The sequence below is a fragment of the Streptomyces sp. NPDC059166 genome (genome assembly GCF_042755185.1).
GTDB lineage: Bacteria > Actinomycetota > Actinomycetes > Streptomycetales > Streptomycetaceae > Streptomyces.
Window position 1 is genome coordinate 31261 of sequence record NZ_JBHZCI010000008.1, and the last position, 20200, is coordinate 51460.

Consider the following 20200-nt stretch of genomic DNA (forward strand, 5'->3'; position numbering starts at 1 on the left):
GGGGTCAGCCCGGCTGCCCCGCGCTGTGTTCGTCCGCGTCGGTGCGGGCACGGTCGCGGGAGCGGCGGGCCGGGCCCGACCAGCCGCAGGAGCATCTGGCCAGACAGAACGATCCGCGTTCGACCGTGGTGGTGCTGTGCGTGCCTCCCGTGCCCTGGGAGGGGACGTGTACGGGGGTCCGGACCGGGGGATCCGCGGGTTCCTGATGCACGAGTCCACCGTACTGGGCGCCCCGCGGGGCGGCCGGGGAGTGGGCCGATCGGTGCCCGGACGGGCCGCGTCGGCGTGACGGGGCGCCCCGGCCGTCGTTAGGCGAGACGGGCGGGATCCGGTTCAGGTGACGTCGTTGGGGGTTGGCAGGCGATGGTGGTGCGGCAGCAGAGGTGCGGAGGCGGGGCACTGGCTGTGTGTGCCCTGGCCGTCGCCGGAGCGATGACGGTGGGCAGCGGATGCTCCGGCGGTGTCGGTGACGGCGGTGACGGCGCCGGTGAGCGTGCCGTGACGGTGGGCGCGGAGGTCGGCTCACCCGCCGCCGCGGTCGGCCGGGCGGCCGCCGCGCTGGTGGAGGCGGGCAGCGCCGAAGCCCGTACGTCGATGGAGTCGGCTGCCGGGGGTACCCGGGTGACCATCAGGGGGCAGGGGGTGTACGACTTCCGCCGGCAGCTCGGGCGTATCAAGGTCGTCCTGCCCAAGGACGCGGCCGGCGCCGAGGAACACCGTCCGATCACCGAGCTGCTGGCCCCCGGGGCGGTGTACATGATGAACCGGGGGGCCGGGGTTCCCGACGGCAAGTGGGTGCGGATCGACACGACCGGGCTCGATGACGGCAACCTGGTCACCGGCGGCGTGACGGATCCCATGGCGGCCGCCGAGCTGTTGCGGGGTGCGCGCGACGTGACGTACGTCGGGCGCACGGAGCTGGCCGGGGTGAAGGTCCGGCACTACCGCGGGACCGCTGATCTCGGGAGAGCCGCCCGGGAGGCATCGCCCTCCTCACGGGAGGCGATGGCCGCCGCGGCGAAAGGGTTCAGCAAGGACGCGGTGCCCTTCGACGCCTTCCTCGATGACGAGGGACTGTTGCGGAAGGTGCGCCACCGCTTCACCTTCGCGTCCGAGGGACCAGGGGTGACGGTGGTCTCGACGCTGCTGCTCTACGGCTTCGGGACGCCGGTGTCCGTCCAGCTTCCGACCGAGACGGACATCTACACGGGGCGCGTCCAGCAGGGACCGACCGGCCGGGAAGCACCGCAGGAGTCGCCGTAGGGAGGGGGCCGAAATGGTCCGTCCGTGCCATGCGCGGCGGGTGCCGCGCTCCCTACGCTGATGGAGGTCCCGTACTCCCTGGCCGGTGCCGTGCGCTGATCCGCCGGGGACCGGGGCAGCCCTCGGGGGTCGGTGCGCCAGGAGTCGGCGACAGCAGAGAGAGGTGACGCAGGTGGTGACGCTCAGCGCTCCGAACGCTCAGGACTGGGTGGCTCTCGCCGAGATCGAGCTGTGCGGTGAGCTCATGATCGCGGCGGCGGACGCGCTGGAGGACCGGCTCAGCCCGGACCGGATCGACGAGGTGCTGAATGTCCGGACCGGCGGCGGCGCGGATTCCGCCGAGCCGGGGTCCACGATCCCCCGGCAGGCGCGTCACCGGGGATGACCTCCCCCGGTGGTGACTTCCTCCGGTGGTGACCTCCCCGGTAGTGACTCTTCCCGGCAGTGACTTCCCCGGGAATGACCTTTCCCACTTCCGGGAGCACGTGCCGGTGCGCGTCCCGGCGACCGACCGACCTCTCCCCGCGCCCCCGAGCCTGCTGACCGCAGGCCCCGCGACCGTCCGGCCCCATGACCGCCGAACCCGCCGATCGCCGGCCCATGACCGCCGGCCCCGCGACCAGCTGTCCGCCGGAGCCGGGATGGCACTCCGTCGCCGGGCCGTCGTACTCGGGGCGCCGCATTCCGGCCGCCGCCCTTCGGGGCGCGGTCATGTCCGCCGACCCGCGGTCACACCGGAGGACCCGCGGTCCCACCGGAGGATCCGCGGTCACGCCCCAGGATCCGCGGTCACGCCCCAGGACCCGCGGTCATGTCCGCAGGAGGCGGGCGATCGCCTTGGTGGCCTCCTCGACCTTGGCGTCGATCTCCTCGCCGCCCTTGAGGGCCGCGTCCGCGACGCAGTGGCGCAGATGCTCCTCCAGGAGCTGGAGGGCGAACGACTGCAGGGCCTTGGTGGAGGCGGAGACCTGGGTGAGTATGTCGATGCAGTAGACGTCCTCGTCGACCATCCGCTGCAGGCCGCGGATCTGGCCCTCGATGCGGCGCAGCCGCTTCAGGTGCTCCGCCTTCTGGTGGTGGTACCCGTGAATGCCCCGGTCGTGGTCGGTGACGACGGGTTCCGCGGTGGTGACGGCGGGTTCCGTACCGGCTGCGTCAGCGGCCTCGGTGGTGGTCATGGGGTCCTCCATTGTCCTCGTGGCCTGCGGCTTGCGCGCCGTTCCGTGCGGTCTGTATACCCCTGCCGGGTATATGGTAACGAATCCTGCTGAAACGTGACCGGGGGGCCGTGCCGTTCACCGTGTTCGATGCGCGACACTGAAGAACGCCGGTTAGCCGTGGCCGGATGATGCGCCTAGCATCAGCCTGACCGAATCCAAAGCACCCCGAGGACCCCACGTGCGCTTTCGTCTGACCCCCAGGGAGACGAGCTTCTACGACATGTTTTCCGCTTCCGCGGACAACATCGTCACGGGCTCGAAGCTCCTGATGGAACTGCTCGGGGCGGATTCTGCCTCCCGGGCCGAGATCGCGGAGCGTATGCGGGCAGCGGAACACGCTGGGGACGACGCGACGCACGCGATCTTCCACCAGCTGAACTCCTCCTTCATCACGCCGTTCGACCGCGAGGACATCTACAACCTCGCGTCGTCGCTCGACGACATCATGGACTTCATGGAGGAGGCCGTCGACCTGGTCGTGCTCTACCAGATCGAGGAGCTCCCGAAGGGTGTGGAGCAGCAGATCGAGGTCCTGGCCAGGGCGGCCGAGCTGACCGCCGAGGCCATGCCGAGCCTGCGCACCATGGACAACCTCACCGAGTACTGGATCGAGGTCAACCGGCTGGAGAACCAGGCGGACCAGATCCACCGCAAGCTGCTGGCGCACCTCTTCAACGGCAAGTACGACGCCATGGACGTGCTGAAGCTCAAGCAGATCGTGGACGTACTGGAGGAGGCGGCCGACGCGTTCGAGCACGTCGCCAACACCGTGGAGACCATCGCGGTCAAGGAGTCCTGAACCTCGTGGACACCTTTGCTCTGATCGTGACCATCGGTGTCGCGCTCGGCTTCACGTATACGAACGGCTTCCACGACTCGGCGAACGCCATCGCCACCTCGGTCTCCACGCGGGCGCTGACCCCGCGTGCGGCTCTGGCGATGGCCGCGGTGATGAACCTCGCGGGCGCGTTCCTGGGCCAGGGGGTCGCCAAGACCGTCAGTGAGGGCCTGATCGCCACGCCCGAGGGGCAGAAGGGGATGGGAATCCTCTTCGCCGCCCTGGTCGGCGCGATCATCTGGAACCTGATCACCTGGTACTACGGGCTGCCGTCGTCGTCCTCGCACGCGCTCTTCGGCGGCATGGTCGGTGCGGCGCTGGCCGGCGGGACGATGGTGCACTGGGACGGGGTGGTCGAGAAGATCGTCATCCCGATGTTCCTGTCCCCGGTCATCGGCCTGGTCGTCGGCTACCTGGTGATGGTCGCGATCATGTGGATATTCAGGAAGGCCAACCCGCACAAGGCCAAGCGCGGTTTCCGTATCGCGCAGACGGTCTCGGCGGCGGGCATGGCCCTGGGCCACGGCCTTCAGGACGCCCAGAAGACGATGGGCATCGTGGTGATGGCGCTGGTCATCGCCGACGTCGAGGGCCCGAACGACGAGATCCCGGTGTGGGTGAAGATCGCCTGTGCGGCGATGCTCTCCCTCGGTACGTACGCGGGCGGCTGGCGCATCATGCGCACCCTCGGCCGCAAGATCATCGAGCTGGACCCGCCGCAGGGGTTCGCGGCGGAGACGACCGGCGCTTCGATCATGTTCGGCTCGGCGTTCCTCTTCCACGCACCGATCTCCACGACTCATGTCATCACCTCGGCGATCATGGGTGTCGGCGCGACGAAGCGGGTGAACGCGGTCCGCTGGGGCGTGGCCAAGAACATCATCCTGGGCTGGTTCATCACGATGCCGGCGGCGGCGCTGGTGGCCGCGCTGAGTTACGGGATCGTCGTCCTCCTCTTCGGCTGACGCCTCCCCGGTCCTTCCGGCAACGGGCTCGCCCCCGCTCTCCCTGAGGAGAGCGGGGGCGGGCCCTTCGCCTTGCGGTGGCACCGCCATGCAGCACCGCAAGGCCGTATGCGGTTATCCGAAGCGGCCGGAGATGTAGTCCTCGGTCGCCTGCACGGACGGGTTGGAGAAGATCCGCTCGGTCTCGTCGATCTCGATGAGCTTGCCGGGCTTGCCGACGGCCGCGAGGTTGAAGAAGGCCGTGCGGTCGGAGACGCGCGCCGCCTGCTGCATGTTGTGCGTCACGATGACGATCGTGAACCGCTCCTTGAGCTCGCCGATCAGGTCCTCGATCGCGAGGGTCGAGATCGGGTCGAGCGCGGAGCACGGCTCGTCCATCAGGAGCACCTGCGGCTCGACCGCGATGGCGCGGGCGATGCACAGGCGCTGCTGCTGACCGCCGGAGAGACCGGAGCCCGGCTTGTTGAGGCGGTCCTTGACCTCGTTCCAGAGGTTGGCGCCCCGGAGGGACTTCTCGACGATGTCGTTCAGCTGGCTCTTGCGGTACGAGCCGTTCAGCCGGAGGCCCGCCGCGACGTTGTCGAAGATCGACATGGTCGGGAAGGGGTTCGGGCGCTGGAAGACCATGCCGACCGTGCGGCGCACGGCGACCGGGTCGACGTTCGAGCCGTAGAGGTTCTCGTCGTCCAGCAGCACCTTGCCCTCGACGCGGCCGCCGGGGGTGACCTCGTGCATGCGGTTCAGGGTGCGCAGGAAGGTGGACTTGCCGCAGCCGGACGGGCCGATGAAGGCGGTCACGGAGCGGGGTTCGACGGTCATCGAGATGTCCTCGATGGCCTTGTGGGAGCCGTAGTAGGCGGTGAGGCCGCCGACGTCGATGCGCTTGGCCATGTGAATCAACTGCTTTCTGCGTGGCCTCAGCGGCCGGACTTCGGGGCCTTCCAGCGGGCGATGCCGCGGGCCACCAGATTGAGGATCATGACGAAGGCGATCAGGACCAGTGCGGCCGCCCAGGCGCGGTCGTAGGACGCGGCCTCGCCGATCTTGTACTGCTCGTAGATGTAGAACGGCAGCGACGACTGGGCGCCTTCGAAGGGGTTGGCGTTGATCAGCTGGCTGCCGAAGACCAGCAGGATGATCGGTGCCGTCTCACCCGCGATACGGGCGATGGCCAGCATGACGCCGGTGGTGATGCCGCCGATCGCGGTGGGCAGGACCACCTTCAGGATGGTGCGCCACTTGGGGATGCCCAGGGCGAGCGATGCCTCGCGGAGCTCGTTGGGCACGAGCTTGAGCATCTCCTCGGTGGAGCGGACCACCACGGGGATCATCAGGATGGTGAGGGCCAGGGCGCCCATCAGGCCCGAGGGCTCGAGCCCGCCGATCAGCATGATCGACAGGATGAAGAGGCCGGCGACGATGGACGGGATGCCGGTCATCACGTCGACGAAGAAGGTGACGGCCTTGGCGAGCGCCCCCTTGCCGTACTCGACGAGGTAGACGGCGGTCAGCAGGCCGAGCGGGGCCGAGATCACCGTGGCGATGGCGACCTGTTCCAGCGTGCCGATCAGGGCGTGGTAGACACCGCCGCTGTCCTCGGAGCCGAGGACCCCGGCCATCGAGTGGGTGAGGAAGTAGCCGTCGAGGCGCTCGGAACCGCGGACGATCGTGGTCCACAGGAGCGAGGCGAGCGGGACGACGGCCACGAGGAAGCAGACCCAGACGATGCTGGTGGCGAGACGGTCCTTCGCCTGGCGCTGGTTCTCGACCACGGTCGTCGCGACGTACGAGACGGCGAGGAAGAGGATGGCGGAGATCAGGCCCCACTGGACGCGGCTCTGCCAGCCGGCGGCCAGCGAGATGCCGACGCCGAGGGCGATCGAGACCGCGGCGAAGCCGAGCGGCGCCCAGCGGGGCAGGCTGCGGCTGCTGAGGCCGGAGCGGGAGCGGTCCGGGGACGTCCGGGGACGCCTGTCCTGGACGCCGGTGGTGGTCGCGTGGCTCATGCGTTGGCCCCCGAGTACTCCTTGCGGCGGGCGATGATGAGCCGGGCCGCGCCGTTGACCAGCAGGGTGAGGACGAAGAGGACGAGGCCCGAGGCGATCAGGGCGTCCCGTCCGAACTCGTCGGCCTCGCCGAACTTGGCCGCGATGTTCTGGGCGAAGGTCCCGCCGCCCGGGTTGAGCACGTGCAGCGAGATGAGGAAGCTCGGCGACAGGACCGTGGCGACGGCCATCGTCTCGCCGAGCGCGCGGCCGAGGCCGAGCATCGAGGCCGAGATGATCCCGGACCGGCCGAAGGGGAGCACCGAGAGGCGGACGACCTCCCAGCGCGTCGCGCCGAGGGCGAGCGCCGCCTCCTCGTTCATCTTCGGGACCTGGAGGAAGACCTCGCGGCTGACGCTCGTCACGATCGGCAGGATCATGATCGCGAGGAGGACTCCGACGGTGAAGAGCGAGCGGGCGACGCCGACCTCGGTCTTCTCGAAGATGTACGTCCAGCCGAAGAACTGGTCGAGCCAGAGGTTCAGGCCCTCCAGGTACGGGACGAGGACCAGGGCGCCCCAGATGCCGTAGACGATGGAGGGCACCGCCGCGAGCAGGTCGATCACGTAGGCCAGCGGGGCGGCCAGCTTGCGGGGCGCGTAGTGCGAGATGAAGAGGGCGATGCCGACAGCGATCGGAACCGCGATGACCATCGCGATGATCGAGCTGACGACCGTGCCGAAGAGGAGGACGGCGATGCCGAAGACCGGCGGGTCACCCGCCGGGTTCCAGTCGAAGGTGGTGAGGAAGTTGCCCTCGTCCTTCGAGATGGCGATCACGGCGCGGTAGCTGAGGAACACGGCGATCGACGCCATGATCACGAGCAGCAGGATGCCGGAGCCGCGGGAGAGGCCGATGAAGATCTTGTCGCCGGCGCGCCCGGTGGACTTGGGGCGGCCGCGCGTGGCCGGCGGCGCCGGCGGGATGTCGAGCGGTGTCGTGGAAGCCATGGTCTTTCCGGTCTGTGTGGGGGAGCCGGGGGCTCCCCTGGCGGCGGTGCACCGGATGGGGGTCGGTCGGGTGGGGCCGGTCCGGAGGGGTGCGCCGGACCGGCCTCCCGCGTGTACGGGTCGTGCTGGGCCTTACGAGGCGGCGTGACTGCCGGGCGGTGTGCGGCCGGCCGTCACGGCGGGGGGTTACGAGAGGCCGGCGACGGTCTCGCGGACCTTGGCGTTGATCGCCTCGGGGATCGGGGCGTAGCCGGCCTCGGTCAGGACCTTCTGGCCGTCCTCGGAGGCGGTGTAGGTCAGGAAGGACTTGACGGTGCCGAGGGTGTCGGCCTTGTTGCCGGTGTCGCAGACGACCTCGTAGGTCACCAGGACGATCGGGTAGGCGCCCTCGGCCTTGGTGGTGTAGTCGAGGTCGAGGGCCAGGTCCTTGCCGGTGCCCTTGATCTTGGCGGCGGCGATGGCCTTGGAGGCGTCCTCGGAGGTGGCCTTGACGGGGGCGGAGCCACCGGTGTTGATGTCGACGGTGGTGATCTGCTGCGACTTGGCGTAGGAGAGCTCGAAGTAGCCGATGGAGCCGTCGACGGCCTTCACCTGGGTGGCGATGCCGGAGGAGCCGGACGCGGCCTGGCCACCGGGGGCCGGCCACTTCTTCTCGGCCTCGTACTTCCAGTCGCTCGGGGCGGCGGCGTTCAGGTACTTGCCGAGGTTCTGGGTGGTGCCGGAGTCCTCGGAGCGGTGGAAGGGCTGGATCGCCTTGTCCGGCAGCTTGACGCCGTCGTTGAGCTTGGCGATCGCCGGGTCGTTCCACTTCTTGATCTTGGTGTCGAAGATCTTGGCGAGGGTGGGGGCGTCCAGCGTGAGGCTGTCGACGCCTTCCAGGTGGAAGCCGATCGCGATCGGGCCGCCGACCATGGGGAGGTTGATGCCCTGGCCGGTCTTGCAGATCTTCTTCGACTCGGCGACCTCTTCGGGCTTCAGGGCGGAGTCCGAGCCGGCGAAGCCGACGGTGCCCTGGTTGAACGCGACGATGCCCTCACCGGAGGAGGAGGAGCTGTAGTTGATCTCCACGCCGGAGCAGGCGGCCATGTAGTTCTTGACCCAGAGGTCCATCGCGTTCTTCTGGGCGCTGGACCCGGAAGCGCGCAGCTGGCCCTTGGCGCCGTCGCACTTGATGCTCGAGGCGGCTGCCGAGGACTTGGTGGAGCCGCTGCCCGTGTCACTGCCGGTGTTGTCGTCGGAACCGCACGCCGTGAGGACCAGGGCGCCGGAGACGGCGAGGGCACCGAGCGCGGTGGCGCGAAGCCGGTTCTTGCGCTGAAGCTTCACTTTCGGGGTGTTCCTTCCAGGAGCCGCCGCGGCTGGTGGGGTCGAGGCGGCGTGCGATGGGCGTTGGTGCGGTGGCGTGTTGCCGTGCACCTCGTAAGCCCGAAATTAGGCAGAACAGGTGAAGCGGCCCACGGAGGAGAGTGAACGGAAGGTGAACCGTGTCGGGCGGGCTGGTTCCGCCGGGCGCCGTACCCCGACAGATCCGGGCGGATGTGCTCCGGGGCCCCGGGGCGGGGGAGGGATCAGGGGCGGGACGTGCCGCGCACCGCGAAGTGGCCGGATCCCGGTGTTCGGGCGGGCGGGACGGGCCGTGCGAGACCTGGGGTGAGGGGGACGGCGGGCGGCCCGACGTCCTTGGCCGGCCGTTCGGACCATCGGCCCGCGGGGAGGACCGTCAACGTGCGCGGATCCGTCGGCTCCTGTACGGCGGGGTTCGTCGGTGCGCGGGGGCCCGTCCTCGGGTGGAGAGGTCCGTCCGGCACCGGGCGGGAAGGTCCGTCAGCGCGCGGGGAGGTCCACGCGGAGGAAGGCGTCCAGTTGTACGCGGTCGCCGGGCCGGGTCAGCCGTGGCCGTGCCACGTCCGGGGCGAGCCAGGCCAGCCGGTCGACCTCGTCGTTGGGTTCGAAGGCACCCCCGGTTGCCTCCGCCTCCCAGTAACTGACCTCCTTGGGGTGCCCGTTGGCCATGTACAGGGCGGTCGGCAGGGGGGCGCCGGGCCGGCAGTGGTGGCCGGTCTCCTCCAGGACCTCGCGCAGCGCGGCCTCGCGCGGTGTCTCGCCGCGCTTGAGCTTCCCTTTGGGAAAGGACCAGTCGTCGTATCGCGGCCGGTGGACGAGGCAGATCTCGACACCGGCACCGTCCTGGGCGCGGCGCCACAGGACGCAGCCGGCCGCGCGTACCGGTCCGGTGCTCACGGGGCGATCACCGCCGCGTACGGCCAGGTCTCGCGGAACACGCTCCGCGCCGCCTCCACCTCGTGCCGCTGGTCGGCGTGGAGCACGCCGAGGGCGTACGCCGTCGCCGGTGCGATGCGCGGGGTGCGGGCGGCGGCGGAGGCGGCCGCCGCGGCCTCGGCGGCGTCCCGGTGCAGGTCGAGGGCGTGGCCGGGGCCGGACAGTGCCGGGTCCGGGCCGCCTCGCAGCATCTCGTGGGCGTACCGGTGGAGCCGCAGGAGTAGGCGGGCCTGGTGCCAGAGGGCGTCGTGGGCCTCGTTGTAGGGCTCCACGGACTCGTCGGGCGGCAGCGAGGCCACGGCGTCCAGCATGCGCTGCTCGGCGAGTTCCGCGGGGGCGCGCAGCAGCGTTTCCGCGGGTTCGGCGGCTGACGGTGCCAGCGGGACGTCCGAGGCGAGCAGGGCGACCGCGTCGGCGACGGCGTGGAAGCGGGAGGAGCCGAGGGCCTGGAGGGCGGCCGAGTGGGCGCGGGTCCGGGCGAGGGTCAGCCGGCGTTCCAGGAGGGCGCCGGCGCGGGCGGCGCCGACGCCGAGGGCCGCGCGCTCCTTGTCGCTCTCGGAGGGGCTGTCCCCGGGGGCGCGGGCCGCCGGGAGGGAGGCCCCGGACAGCTGGTGCAGGGCTTCCAGCAGCCGGGCGAGCCGGGTGGCGTAGGCGTGCTCGCGGGCCAGGGTGCCCGAGAGCCAGGCGAGTTCGGCGCGTAGCTGGTCGGCCCAGGCCGTCTCCAGCGCGCCGCGGAAGGTGTGCAGCGTGCCGCCGATCCTGCGGGCCGCGTGGCGCAGTGCCCGGGCGGCCTCGTCGGCGCACTGGCCGCCGGTGTCCGCGGGAGCGCTGGTCTCGCGGTGCAGCCGCAGTCCCCGCAGGAAGGCGGCGGCCTGGTCGCGCAGGTAGGGCGCGAGGACCGCCTCCGCGGAGAGGGTCGTCGTCGGGTGGTCAGGGCGTCGCACGCCGGCGCCTCCGGGCGTCAATGAGCATCTCTTGTACGTGCCTCAGCGGCTGCCCCTCCGCATCCGTGGAGTGCCGGGTCCAGTTTCCGTCGGGACCCAGGTGCCAGGACGAGGTGGTGTCGGACATGCCGGTTTCCAGGAGCCTGCTGAGGGCGGCGCGATGCGCGGGGTCGGTGACGCGGACCAGTGCTTCGATCCGGCGGTCGAGGTTGCGGTGCATCATGTCGGCGCTTCCGAACCACACTTCGGGTTCGCCGCCGTTGCCGAAGGCGAAGACCCGGGAGTGTTCGAGGAAGCGGCCCAGTATGGAGCGGACACGCACGTTCTCGGAGAGCCCGCTGACGCCGGGGCGTATGGCGCAGATGCCCCGCACCCAGATGTCGACCGGGACACCGGCCTGCCCGGCCCGGTAGCAGGCGTCGATGACCGCTTCGTCGACCATCGAGTTGACCTTGATGCGTACGTAGGCGGGCCGCCCGGCGCGCTGGTGGGTGATCTCCTTGTTGATCCGGGCGATCAGCCCGTCACGCAGGGACTTCGGGGCCACCAGCAGCCGCCGGTAGGTCTCGCGGCGCGAGTAGCCGGAGAGCCGGTTGAAGAGGTCGGACAGGTCGGCTCCGACCTGCGGGTCCGCCGTCAGCAGACCGAGGTCCTCGTAGAGCCGGGCGGTCTTGGGGTGGTAGTTGCCGGTGCCGACGTGGGAGTAGCGGCGCAGTGTGTCGCCCTCCTGCCGGACGACCAGGGAGAGTTTGCAGTGCGTCTTGAGTCCGACGAGGCCGTAGACGACGTGGCAGCCGGACTCCTCCAGTTTGCGGGCCCACTTGATGTTGGCCTGCTCGTCGAACCGTGCCTTGATCTCGACGAGTACGAGGACCTGCTTGCCGGACTCGGCGGCGTCGATCAGCGCGTCCACTATCGGGGAGTCGCCGGAGGTGCGGTACAGCGTCTGCTTGATCGCGAGGACGTCCGGGTCGGCCGCCGCCTGCTCCAGGAAGGACTGGACGGAGGTGGAGAAGGAGTCGTACGGGTGGTGCAGCAGGACGTCGCGCTCGCGGAGGGCGGCGAAGATGTCGGGTGCGGAGGCGGACTCCACCTCCGCGAGGTCGCGGTGGGTGCCGGCGACGAACTTGGGGTACTTCAGCTCGGGCCGGTCCAGCGAGGCGATGCCGAAGAGGCCGGTGAGGTCGAGGGGGCCCGGCAGCGGGTAGAGCTCGGTCTCGGAGATCTTCAGCTCGCGGACGAGCAGGTCCAGGACGTACGGGTCGATGGACTCCTCGACCTCCAGGCGCACCGGCGGGCCGAAGCGGCGCCGCATGAGCTCCTTCTCCAGGGCCTGGAGGAGGTTCTCGGCGTCGTCCTCCTCCACTTCCAGGTCCTCGTTCCTGGTGACCCGGAACATGTGGTGGGCCAGGACCTCCATGCCGGGGAAGAGCTCTTCGAGGTGCGCCGCGATGATGTCCTCTATGGGGACGTAGCGCTGCGGGGACGCCTCCAGGAAGCGGGTGAGCAGCGGCGGGACCTTGACGCGGGCGAAGTGGCGGTGGCCGCTGACGGGGTTGCGTACGACGACCGCGAGGTTGAGGGACAGCCCGGAGATGTAGGGGAACGGGTGCGCGGGGTCGACGGCCAGCGGGGTCAGCACGGGGAAGACCCGCTGGCGGAAGAAGGTGAACAGGCGGGCCTGTTCCTTCTCGGTCAGTTCCGGCCACCGGACCAGCTGGATTCCCTCGTCGGACAGGGCGGGGGCCACGTCCTGCTGGTAGCAGGCGGCGTGGCGGGCCATGAGCTCGCGGGAGCGGGTCCAGATCAGGTCGAGGACCTCGCGGGGCTGCAGCCCGGACGCGGACCGGGTGGCGACACCGGTGGCGATACGGCGCTTGAGGCCGGCGACCCGGACCATGAAGAACTCGTCCAGGTTCGACGCGAAGATGGCGAGGAAGTTAGCCCGTTCGAGTAGCGGGGTGGTGGGGTCCTCGGCGAGTTCCAGCACCCGTTCGTTGAACGCGAGCCAACTGCGCTCACGGTCGAGGAAACGGCCCTGCGGCAGTTCCTCGCCGTCCTGCTCCGGCTCGTACGCGTCCGCGTCGTTGTCCAGGTCGGGGTCCAGATCGGCGGTGGTGGACAGGCCGGCGGGCATGGCACCGGCGACGGCATGGGGCCGGTGCGCGGCGAGTGAGCCGACCGACGGCTGGGTGGGCTGGACCGGGACCTCGGAGCTGGGCTGCTGGCTCATGGACCTATTCTTCCGCGCGTTCGGCCGGTCAGGCGCGTCGGAGCCGAGAAAGATCGCGGAAGAATCGGGAGTGGTCCCCCGGACGGGGCCGCTCCCGTTGCGCGGGGTGGGCACAGCTGGCTGCATCCCGTGAGGGTTGCAAGGTCTTCTGAATGGCCGGTAACGACGACATGACGTACAGGAAGCGGTGTGACTGCGGTGCGTCCCCACGGACGCCCCTCGGTCACTCGGGGTGAACCCCCTGCCCGGACTCCCCCCGAAGTCCGGACAGGAGGAGCGCGGGTCAGCCGTGGAGGCGCCGCAGGACGCGGAAGGCGAGCGCGAGGGCCAGCGCGGCGAGGGCGAGCAGGATGCCGGTCTCGACGAGCTGGATGGGCCAGAAGTGGGACTGGGGGTGGTAGTCGACGTAGCTGCCGGTGATGCCGTGGTCGGTGAGGCAGCGCTCCCATGAGGTGCCGGAGGAGGCGTAGCACGATTTGGGTGGCGAGACCCGCTCACCGCCGCTGGTGAGGTAGCCGCTATCCACCATCCAGGCGTTCTCCCTGAGGTGCCCCTGGCCGCTCACCGTGGTGCGCGGCCAGAGATAGGGGCGGAGGTAGGCGCCGAAGGCGATGGCCGCCGCACCGCTGGTGACCGCCGACACGGTCAGGGCGATGAAAGCCCGGCGGATCAGCAGGCCGATGAGTGCGCCGGTACCCACGGCGAACAGGATGTACGCGGGCAGGACGACGCCTGTGGTGGGGAAGACGTATACCTCGAACCAGCGGAACGGGTAGGGGCTTGCGGCCTCCCGGGTGCGAGCCCAGTGGAGCAGCGGTGCCAGGACGGCCGAGCCGGCGACCAGCGCGGCGGTGGGTACGGCGAGCCTGGCAGCCAGCCAGTGGCCGGGCGACACCGACTGCGTCCAGGCCATCCGGAAGGTGCCGCTCTCCAGTTCCCTGGCTATCAGCGGGCCCGCGACGAAGGCGCCGAGAAGCGCGGGCAGAACGACGAGGCCCAAGGCGACGCTGTTGAACAGCCCTGCGTACAGGTCCATGCTCTCCGCGTAGTTGCTGCTGGTCTGTATGCAGGCCCGGGTCTCCCCGGCAGCGTAGAACTGGCAGCCGGTTGCCTGGAAGTTGTCCGTGACCTGGGCGGCTCGCATCGCGACGGCGATCAGGCCGAGGCCGACCACGACGGCGAGCCCGCCCACGATCCACATCGCCCACCGGTGCTGCCGCACGACGACGCGGGTGGGCCCGCGCAGCGCGTCGAGGGTCGCGCTCATGCCGCGGCCACCTCCTCGGGGGCCACCGCGCTCGGGGTGAGCAGCGGCGGGGCGTCCGGCGAGCGGAGGTGCGCCAGCAGCAGTTCCTCCAGGGACGGCTCGGTGACCTCCCATGCCGTGCGGTCCACCGGCCCCTCAGGGCGTACGAGCGCGCTCAGCTGACGTCCCGTCGTGCGTGATTCGACGACCGTGTGCGGGGCGAGGTCGCCCGCCTGGCCCGTGAGCAGGGCGTGTGCGGCGACGATGTCGTCGCTCTCACCGCCCAGCCGTATCCGCCCGCCGTCGACGAACAGGAGGTAGTCGCAGGCGCCCTCCAGCTCGGTGAGGATGTGCGAGGACATCACGATGGTGGTCCCGTACTCGGCCGCCTCGGCCATGAGTACGCCCATCAACTGGTGCCGGGCCAGCGGGTCGAGGTCGGACATCGGCTCGTCCAGCAGCATCAGTTCGGGCCGCTTGCCCAGCGCGAACGCCAGGGCGAGGCGGGTGCGCTGACCGCCGGAGAGGGACTTGACCCGGGCGTCCTGGGGGAGCGGAGCGGCGATCCGGTCGGCCGCCGCGCGGTCCCAGGTCCCGGGGTTCAGCTCGGCTCCCGCCCACAGGGTGTCGGCCACGGTCAGCTGCGGGTACAGCGGCTTGTCCTGCGCGACGTACGCGATACGGGTACGGGCCCCGGCCGGTGTGGTGCCGAGCACCCGAACCGAGCCCTCGGTGGGGCGAAGGAGGCCCGCCGCAAGGGAGAGCAGGGTGGACTTCCCCGCGCCGTTGGGTCCGACGAGGGCGCAGATCCGCCCCGTGGGCAGACGGAAGGAGCAGTCGTGCAGAGCGGTCCGTCTCCGCCGTCGTCCGTAGGTCAGCCCGAGGCCGTACGCCTCGATCACGGCTCCTGTCATGAGCGCGTGTCCCCCTTGAGTGTGTCGTCCAGTACGTCGTTGAAGAGCGCGCTCATGTCGTCCCGGTCCAGTCCGGCGGCGCGTGCCCTGCGGGTCCACTCGGCCAGTTCGGCACGCAGCGGCGGGTCGGTCGTGGCCGCCGCGCTGCCGAGGGTGCGGCGCACGAAGGTGCCGAGGCCCCTGCGGGCCTCGACTAGGCCCTCGCGCTCCAGCTCGCGGTAGGCCTTGAGCACGGTGTTGGGATTGATCGCGGTGGCCTCGACCACCTCGCGGGCCGTGGGCAGCCGGTCGCCCGGCTCCAGCACACCGAGGCGGAGTGCCTGCTTGGTCTGCTGCACGATCTGGAGGTAGGTGGCGACGCCGCTGCGCCGGTCGATGCGGAACTCGACCGCTGCGGGCTCTGCCATCGGTTCACCACCCTTTCACTAATTGAGTAGTGAAAGGGTGGTGCAAGAAAAGGGCGGCGTCAAGTGACGCCGCCCCATCCGGAGTTGAGTCGCGGTCAGGACTCCGTGCGGTACATGAGGTCCACCTCGTGCGTGGCGAAGCCCATCCGCTCGTACACGGACAGCGCCGCCGGGTTGTCGGCGTCCACGTAGAGCATCGCGGTGGGCAGCCCCAGGGAGGCCAGGTGCCGCAGGCCGATCGCGGTCAGGGCCTTGCCGAGGCCGCCGCCCTGGGCGCCGGGCAGGACGCCGACGACGTAGACCTCGCCGAGCTGCTCCTCGGCGTGCACCTTCGTCCAGTGGAAGCCGATGATCTCGCCGTCGCGCTCGGCCAGGAAGAAGCCCTTCGGGTCGAACCACGGCTCGGCCTTGCGGTCGTCCAGGTCCCGCTGGGTGAGGGAGCCCTGCTCCGGGTGGTGTGCGAAGGCGGCGCGGTTGACGGCGAGCCAGGCGGCGTCGTCCTGACCGGGTACGAAGGCGCGGACGGTGACGCCGGGAGCGAGCTCCGGCTCGGGGATGTCCAGGGAGTCCAAGGGGCGCCGCAACTGGCGCAGTTCGCGGAAGAGGGAGAGTCCGAGCACCTGCGAGAGATGGCGGGCGGCCGCTTTGCCGCCGTGCGCCCAGACCCGCAGCCGCTTCCCCGTGGCGGCGAGGAGGGCGGCTCCGAGGGCACGGCCGTGGCCCCGGCCCCGGTGCGCGGGTGCCACCACGAGTTCGGCGGCGGGGGCCTCGACCGGGTCGGCGTCCTCCAGCTGCGCGTATCCGGCCAGCTCGCCCTCGACGGTGAGCAGGAAATGCCGGACGCCTTCACGCTGCCCGCCCCTCAGCTGGAGCCGCCCCTGTTCGGACACGGCCTGCCGGCCATCGGTTCCGGCCGCCTCGCGGAGGAGGGCGAGGACGGCGTCGGCCTGGTCGGGGGTGAGCGCGTCGAGGGTCTCGATCTCGCGCCCGGGGGAGGGAAGGGGTGCGTCAGTCGTCATGGGTACGAGCGTACGGCGGCGGGGTGGGGCGTTCGCGGGAACGCCCCACCGGGTGCCTGCCGCCGGGCGGTGGTGCCGGTGCGGGGCGCGGGAAGCCTTATTCGGCTTCCTCGAAGCCGGGGGCGTTGTAGCCGGCCTTGCCGATGGTGATGTTCACCGTCTTGAAGCCGCCGTCACCGTCCTCGCCGCCGTACTTGCTCCAGAACTGGCACGTGTAACCGCTGTCGGAGTCGAAGTCGAACGCCTTGGCGACGGGGATCTCGTCGCAGGAGAGCTTGCTCGCGTCCGACCGGCCGGACTGGGCGCCGTATCTCTCGTCGAACTGGTTGTACGTGGCCTTCGCGACCAGCAGCATCTTCTGGGGCTCGGCGGTGTACGAGGTGATGAAGCTCCCCTCGCGGTACGAGTCGCTGATGGTGACCGTGTACGGGATCTCGGCGCCCTCGTAGGTGACCGTGCACTTGCTGACGGCGGAGGCCTTCTGGGTCACACCGTCGGGGCAGCTGGCCTCGGTCTTGCCCGGCACTCTGGCGTCGCGGATGACGTCCTCGCGCAGCTTGTGCTCTATCTGCTCGGTGAACGGTGCGTCGCGAGCGGGCTCCGGGGTGACTTCGAGTCCCTTGTCCCCGCTCTCCAGTACGTCCTTCTGCGGACCGGTGATCGCGACCGCCAGGTCCTTGCCGGACGCCTGGCCCCCGGAACCGGAGTCGGACTTCCGGGCGGAGCCGGTCGAGCCCTTGCCGGAGCCCGACGCGGTGCCCGCGTCGTCGGAGCCGCAGCCGGCGGTGAGGAGCCCGGCGGCGAGCAGGGGAATCAGGAGCTTCGTGTGTCTCATGGGGCGGAGACTAGAGCGTGGCGCCGACATGGCGTTCCGGCCCGTCGGCCCGCTCTCGGGTCCCGTTCGGCCGGACATCACACCATAAGGAGGGGCAACCGGGTGGGTGCTCCAGGGCCCGCCACCCATGCTTCGCGCGTAGACGCGGATCATCCTGTGGCGTTCCTGTGGTGCGAACGTGACAGTGACACGGTGTCAGTTGTCCTGTTGGGCCGGAATATGGGATTCGTCGCCTGTGTGGGTGTTACGAGCCGGAAGCAACCAGCTCGTAACCACCGGACCCTGTCGCGCTACGCGCGTTGACCCTAGGCTGCCGCACGCAGGATCCAGACACTCACAAGGGGACCGATGTCAGCGAATCCTCAGAAGAACCGCGCGTCCCGGCGGGTGCTCGCCGCCGCGGCCGGGCTCGCCACCATGGGGGCTCTCGTCGCCGCGATGCCGGCGGGCGCCCACGACCGGGGGCACGGGAACGGCCACGGGCACGGTCACGGCCACCCGTCCCGCACGGTCGACGTGCAGCTGCTCTCCTTCAACGACCTCCACGGCAACCTGGAGCCGCCGGCCGGCTCCGCCGGGTCGGTCTCCGAGACGCAGGCCGACGGCACGGTGAAGTCCGTCCCGGCCGGAGGAGTCGAGTACCTCGCCACCTCGCTGCGCACCGCGCGCAAGGGGCACCCGTACTCCGTGACGGCGGCCGGCGGTGACATGGTCGGGGCGAGCCCGCTGCTGTCGGGTCTCTTCCACGACGAGCCCACCATCGAGGCGCTCAACGGCCTGGACCTCGACGTCACCACCGTCGGCAACCACGAGTTCGACGAGGGCGCGACCGAGCTCGCCCGCCTGCAGAACGGCGGCTGCCACCCGGTCGAGGGCTGCTACGAGAAGGGGAAGAAGTTCAAGGGGGCGGACTTCCCCTACCTCGCGGCCAACGTGACGAGCGAGAAGACCGGCAAGCCGATCCTCAAGCCGTACACGGTCTGGAAGAAGAACGGCGTCAAGATCGGCTTCATCGGGGTGACCCTGGAGGGCACGCCGAACATCGTCACGGCCAACGGCGTCAAGGGCCTGAAGTTCCACGACGAGATCGAGACGGTCAACAAGTACGCCAAGGAGCTGGACCGCCAGGGCGTCAAGTCCATCGTCGCGCTGATCCACGAGGGCGGTGCCCCGGCCTCCGCCTCGTACAACTACGACTGCGACAGCCCCGGCGCCGGTGACGGCATCTCCGGGCCGATCGTCGACATCGCCAAGGGCATCACGCCGAAGGTCGACGCGCTGGTCACCGGCCACACCCACCAGGCGTACGTGTGCACCGTCCCGGACCCGTCCGGCAAGCCCCGGATGGTCACCTCGGCCTCGTCGTTCGGCAAGCTCTACACGGACACCACCCTCACCTACGACCGCCGTACCCAGGACATCGTGCGTACGTCGGTGGAGTCGGCCAACCACATCGTCAGCCGGGACCAGGCCAAGGCCACCGACATGTCGGCCCTGATCGCCCGCTGGAACACCCTCGCCGCGCCGATCGCGAACCGGCCGCAGGGCTTCATCTCCGCCGACATCAACGGCCGCGGGTCCACCGCCCCGGAGAAGCCGCTCGGCAACCTGATCGCCGACGCCCAGCTGGAGGGCCTGGCCCCCGCGGACAAGGGCGGCGCGGTCGTCGCGTTCATGAACCCGGGCGGTATCCGCTCCGACCTCGTGTACGCGGCCTCCGGGAGTGAGGGCGACGGGGTGGTGACGTACGGCGAGGCGTTCACCGTGCAGCCGTTCACCAACATGATGACCGTCGTCGACCTGACGGGCGCCCAGCTGGTGACCGCGCTCCAGCAGCAGGTCAGCGGCTCCAACGCGGCGTCCCCGAAGATCCTCCAGGTCTCGAAGGGGCTCACCTACACCCTGGACATGACCAAGGCCGGTGCCGACCGGGTGGTCACCTCGTCGATCCGCCTGAACGGTGAGGCGATCGACCCGGCGAAGAGCTACCGCGTCGCGATGAACGAGTTCCTCTCGGGCGGCGGCGACGGCTTCGCGGCCCTCGGCCAGGGCACGAACAAGCTGGTCGGCGCCTCCGACCTCGACCTGTTCAACGCCTACCTGGCGGCCCACTCCACAGCCGACGCCCCGCTGGCCCCGCCGGCCACGGACCGGATCACGGTCGTGCAGTAGCCCGGACCGGCCGAGCGGGGCACCTCCTCGCTCGGCCTCGGTCCGACACTCCCCGACGGCCCGCCACGTGATGTGGCGGGCCGTCGGCGTCTTGGCAGGGCGGCACGTGCGTATCGGCGCGTGGGTGCTTGGCGGCCCAGGGTGCGGGCCCGTACGTCAAAGGCGAGAAGCATGTCGCCGCCCGCACATCGGCGGCCCACGCCACGACTGCTTGCGACGCACTGTGCCGCCGGGTGCCCGCGGGTCAGCCGGCTTCGGCACGCCGGGCGCGCAGGGCGCGGACGCGGCCACGGCTGGCGCACGCGGGGGAGGGGCACCAGCGGCGGCGGCCGACGGGGTCCACGAAGACGCCGCGGCAGTCGTCCTCCGGGCAGACCTTGAGGGCGAGGCGGTCGGCGGTGGTGAGCTGTTCCACGGCCTGACGGGCGATGCGGGCCAGTGCCTCGGCGGCGGTGACCGGCGGTTCGCGGTGGAGCCGTGTGTCGACGGAGAGCCGTGCGGGTGCGTCGTGCTCGGCGAGAAAGGCCGCCAGGTCTGCTGCGGCCCCGGCGGAGGGAGGCTCCTCGTCGACCGATGCCAGGGCGAGTTCGCGCAGCGTCTCCCGGAGCTCGTGTGCCCGCGACAGGTCGTCATCGGTGATCGTTCGAGCGGGAGCCAGTTCGACACGGGTGAGCCATTCCAAGAGCCGCTCGGGCGTGGCGATCCGCTCCACCGGCTTCGCGCTGAAGGTGCGCCCCCGGGTGGCCAGGAGGTTGAGCCAGACGGCGCCGCAGTCGAAACGGAAGGCCGTCGGGTCCACGGAGGAGGGCGTCCGGGAAGTCGTCACGGAGTAAGCGTAACGGGTGTGGCGTTACGCGTGCTAGCTTCGC

General features: G+C 70.5%; 20 protein-coding genes. 5 read left to right on the top strand and 15 right to left on the bottom strand.

Going from position 1 to position 20200, the window contains the following annotated elements; all coding sequences use genetic code 11:
• Positions 1 to 4 precede the first annotated feature (4 nt).
• Positions 5 to 211, bottom strand: coding sequence for a hypothetical protein (locus ACFXOA_RS08115; protein ID WP_385023869.1), 207 nt, complete (start codon positions 209 to 211; stop codon positions 5 to 7).
• A gap of 152 nt (positions 212 to 363) precedes the next feature.
• Here ACFXOA_RS08115 and ACFXOA_RS08120 point away from each other — a divergent pair, with 152 nt between their 5' ends.
• Entirely contained in the window at positions 364 to 1263 is a 900-nt protein-coding gene (locus tag ACFXOA_RS08120) for a hypothetical protein (protein WP_385023871.1), read from the top strand.
• A 163-nt stretch (positions 1264 to 1426) separates the two neighbouring features.
• Positions 1427 to 1648 carry a hypothetical protein gene (locus tag ACFXOA_RS08125; protein WP_385023873.1) on the top strand — a complete coding sequence of 74 codons (222 nt, stop codon included), beginning with the start codon at positions 1427 to 1429 and terminating at the stop codon, positions 1646 to 1648.
• 424 nt (positions 1649 to 2072) lie between these two features.
• Here the strand turns inward: ACFXOA_RS08125 and ACFXOA_RS08130 are convergent, their stop codons facing one another.
• The gene (locus ACFXOA_RS08130; protein WP_385023875.1) at positions 2073 to 2441 is read right to left on the bottom strand and encodes a metal-sensitive transcriptional regulator; all 369 of its coding nucleotides are present in this window, start codon (positions 2439 to 2441) and stop codon (positions 2073 to 2075) included.
• A 220-nt stretch (positions 2442 to 2661) separates the two neighbouring features.
• On the opposite strand from ACFXOA_RS08130, the gene ACFXOA_RS08135 reads away from it, so the two are divergent.
• Entirely contained in the window at positions 2662 to 3282 is a 621-nt protein-coding gene (locus tag ACFXOA_RS08135; protein ID WP_362547840.1) for a DUF47 family protein, read from the top strand.
• Between the two features lie 5 nt (positions 3283 to 3287).
• On the top strand, positions 3288 to 4286 hold the full coding sequence (locus ACFXOA_RS08140) for an anion permease (RefSeq protein ID WP_385023878.1): 999 nt from the start codon (positions 3288 to 3290) through the stop codon (positions 4284 to 4286).
• A 114-nt stretch (positions 4287 to 4400) separates the two neighbouring features.
• On the opposite strand, the gene pstB is transcribed toward ACFXOA_RS08140, so the two are convergent.
• The 12 genes from pstB to ACFXOA_RS08200 all read right to left on the bottom strand — a co-directional run bounded on the left by pstB (position 4401) and on the right by ACFXOA_RS08200 (position 17159).
• Entirely contained in the window at positions 4401 to 5177 is a 777-nt protein-coding gene (gene pstB / locus ACFXOA_RS08145) for a phosphate ABC transporter ATP-binding protein PstB (protein WP_385023880.1), read from the bottom strand.
• 26 nt (positions 5178 to 5203) lie between these two features.
• Complete coding sequence (gene pstA / locus ACFXOA_RS08150; RefSeq protein ID WP_385023882.1) at positions 5204 to 6292, bottom strand: phosphate ABC transporter permease PstA; 1089 nt, start codon at positions 6290 to 6292, stop codon at positions 5204 to 5206.
• Complete coding sequence (gene pstC, locus ACFXOA_RS08155) at positions 6289 to 7281, bottom strand: phosphate ABC transporter permease subunit PstC (RefSeq protein ID WP_385023884.1); 993 nt, start codon at positions 7279 to 7281, stop codon at positions 6289 to 6291. Before pstC ends, pstA begins: the two co-directional genes overlap by 4 nt.
• Before the next feature lie 186 nt (positions 7282 to 7467).
• Positions 7468 to 8607, bottom strand: coding sequence for a phosphate ABC transporter substrate-binding protein PstS (pstS, locus tag ACFXOA_RS08160; RefSeq protein ID WP_385023886.1), 1140 nt, complete (start codon positions 8605 to 8607; stop codon positions 7468 to 7470).
• Between the two features lie 498 nt (positions 8608 to 9105).
• On the bottom strand, positions 9106 to 9522 hold the full coding sequence (locus tag ACFXOA_RS08165) for an NUDIX hydrolase (protein WP_385023888.1): 417 nt from the start codon (positions 9520 to 9522) through the stop codon (positions 9106 to 9108).
• Entirely contained in the window at positions 9519 to 10505 is a 987-nt protein-coding gene (locus ACFXOA_RS08170; protein ID WP_385023890.1) for a CHAD domain-containing protein, read from the bottom strand. The genes ACFXOA_RS08165 and ACFXOA_RS08170 overlap by 4 nt, the downstream gene beginning before the upstream one ends.
• Positions 10492 to 12738: an RNA degradosome polyphosphate kinase gene (locus ACFXOA_RS08175; RefSeq protein WP_385023892.1), complete on the bottom strand. Its 2247-nt coding sequence runs from the start codon at positions 12736 to 12738 to the stop codon at positions 10492 to 10494. The genes ACFXOA_RS08170 and ACFXOA_RS08175 overlap by 14 nt, the downstream gene beginning before the upstream one ends.
• 283 nt (positions 12739 to 13021) lie before the next feature.
• Positions 13022 to 14005, bottom strand: coding sequence for a hypothetical protein (locus ACFXOA_RS08180; RefSeq protein WP_385023894.1), 984 nt, complete (start codon positions 14003 to 14005; stop codon positions 13022 to 13024).
• On the bottom strand, positions 14002 to 14898 hold the full coding sequence (locus ACFXOA_RS08185) for an ABC transporter ATP-binding protein (RefSeq protein WP_385023896.1): 897 nt from the start codon (positions 14896 to 14898) through the stop codon (positions 14002 to 14004). Before ACFXOA_RS08185 ends, ACFXOA_RS08180 begins: the two co-directional genes overlap by 4 nt.
• Positions 14895 to 15305 carry a GntR family transcriptional regulator gene (locus tag ACFXOA_RS08190; protein ID WP_385023898.1) on the bottom strand — a complete coding sequence of 137 codons (411 nt, stop codon included), beginning with the start codon at positions 15303 to 15305 and terminating at the stop codon, positions 14895 to 14897. The genes ACFXOA_RS08185 and ACFXOA_RS08190 overlap by 4 nt, the downstream gene beginning before the upstream one ends.
• Before the next feature lie 95 nt (positions 15306 to 15400).
• Positions 15401 to 16324, bottom strand: a complete 924-nt coding sequence (gene mshD, locus ACFXOA_RS08195) for a mycothiol synthase (RefSeq protein WP_385023900.1) — start codon at positions 16322 to 16324, stop codon at positions 15401 to 15403.
• Positions 16325 to 16421: 97 nt separating this feature from the next.
• Positions 16422 to 17159 carry a hypothetical protein gene (locus tag ACFXOA_RS08200; RefSeq protein WP_385023902.1) on the bottom strand — a complete coding sequence of 246 codons (738 nt, stop codon included), beginning with the start codon at positions 17157 to 17159 and terminating at the stop codon, positions 16422 to 16424.
• Between the two features lie 348 nt (positions 17160 to 17507).
• Here ACFXOA_RS08200 and ACFXOA_RS08205 point away from each other — a divergent pair, with 348 nt between their 5' ends.
• The gene (locus ACFXOA_RS08205) at positions 17508 to 19331 is read left to right on the top strand and encodes a bifunctional metallophosphatase/5'-nucleotidase (RefSeq protein ID WP_385023904.1); all 1824 of its coding nucleotides are present in this window, start codon (positions 17508 to 17510) and stop codon (positions 19329 to 19331) included.
• Positions 19332 to 19575: 244 nt separating this feature from the next.
• Here the strand turns inward: ACFXOA_RS08205 and ACFXOA_RS08210 are convergent, their stop codons facing one another.
• Positions 19576 to 20157 (bottom strand): CGNR zinc finger domain-containing protein, encoded by a 582-nt coding sequence (locus tag ACFXOA_RS08210; protein WP_385023906.1) that lies wholly within the window; start codon positions 20155 to 20157, stop codon positions 19576 to 19578.
• Positions 20158 to 20200: the final 43 nt, after the last annotated feature.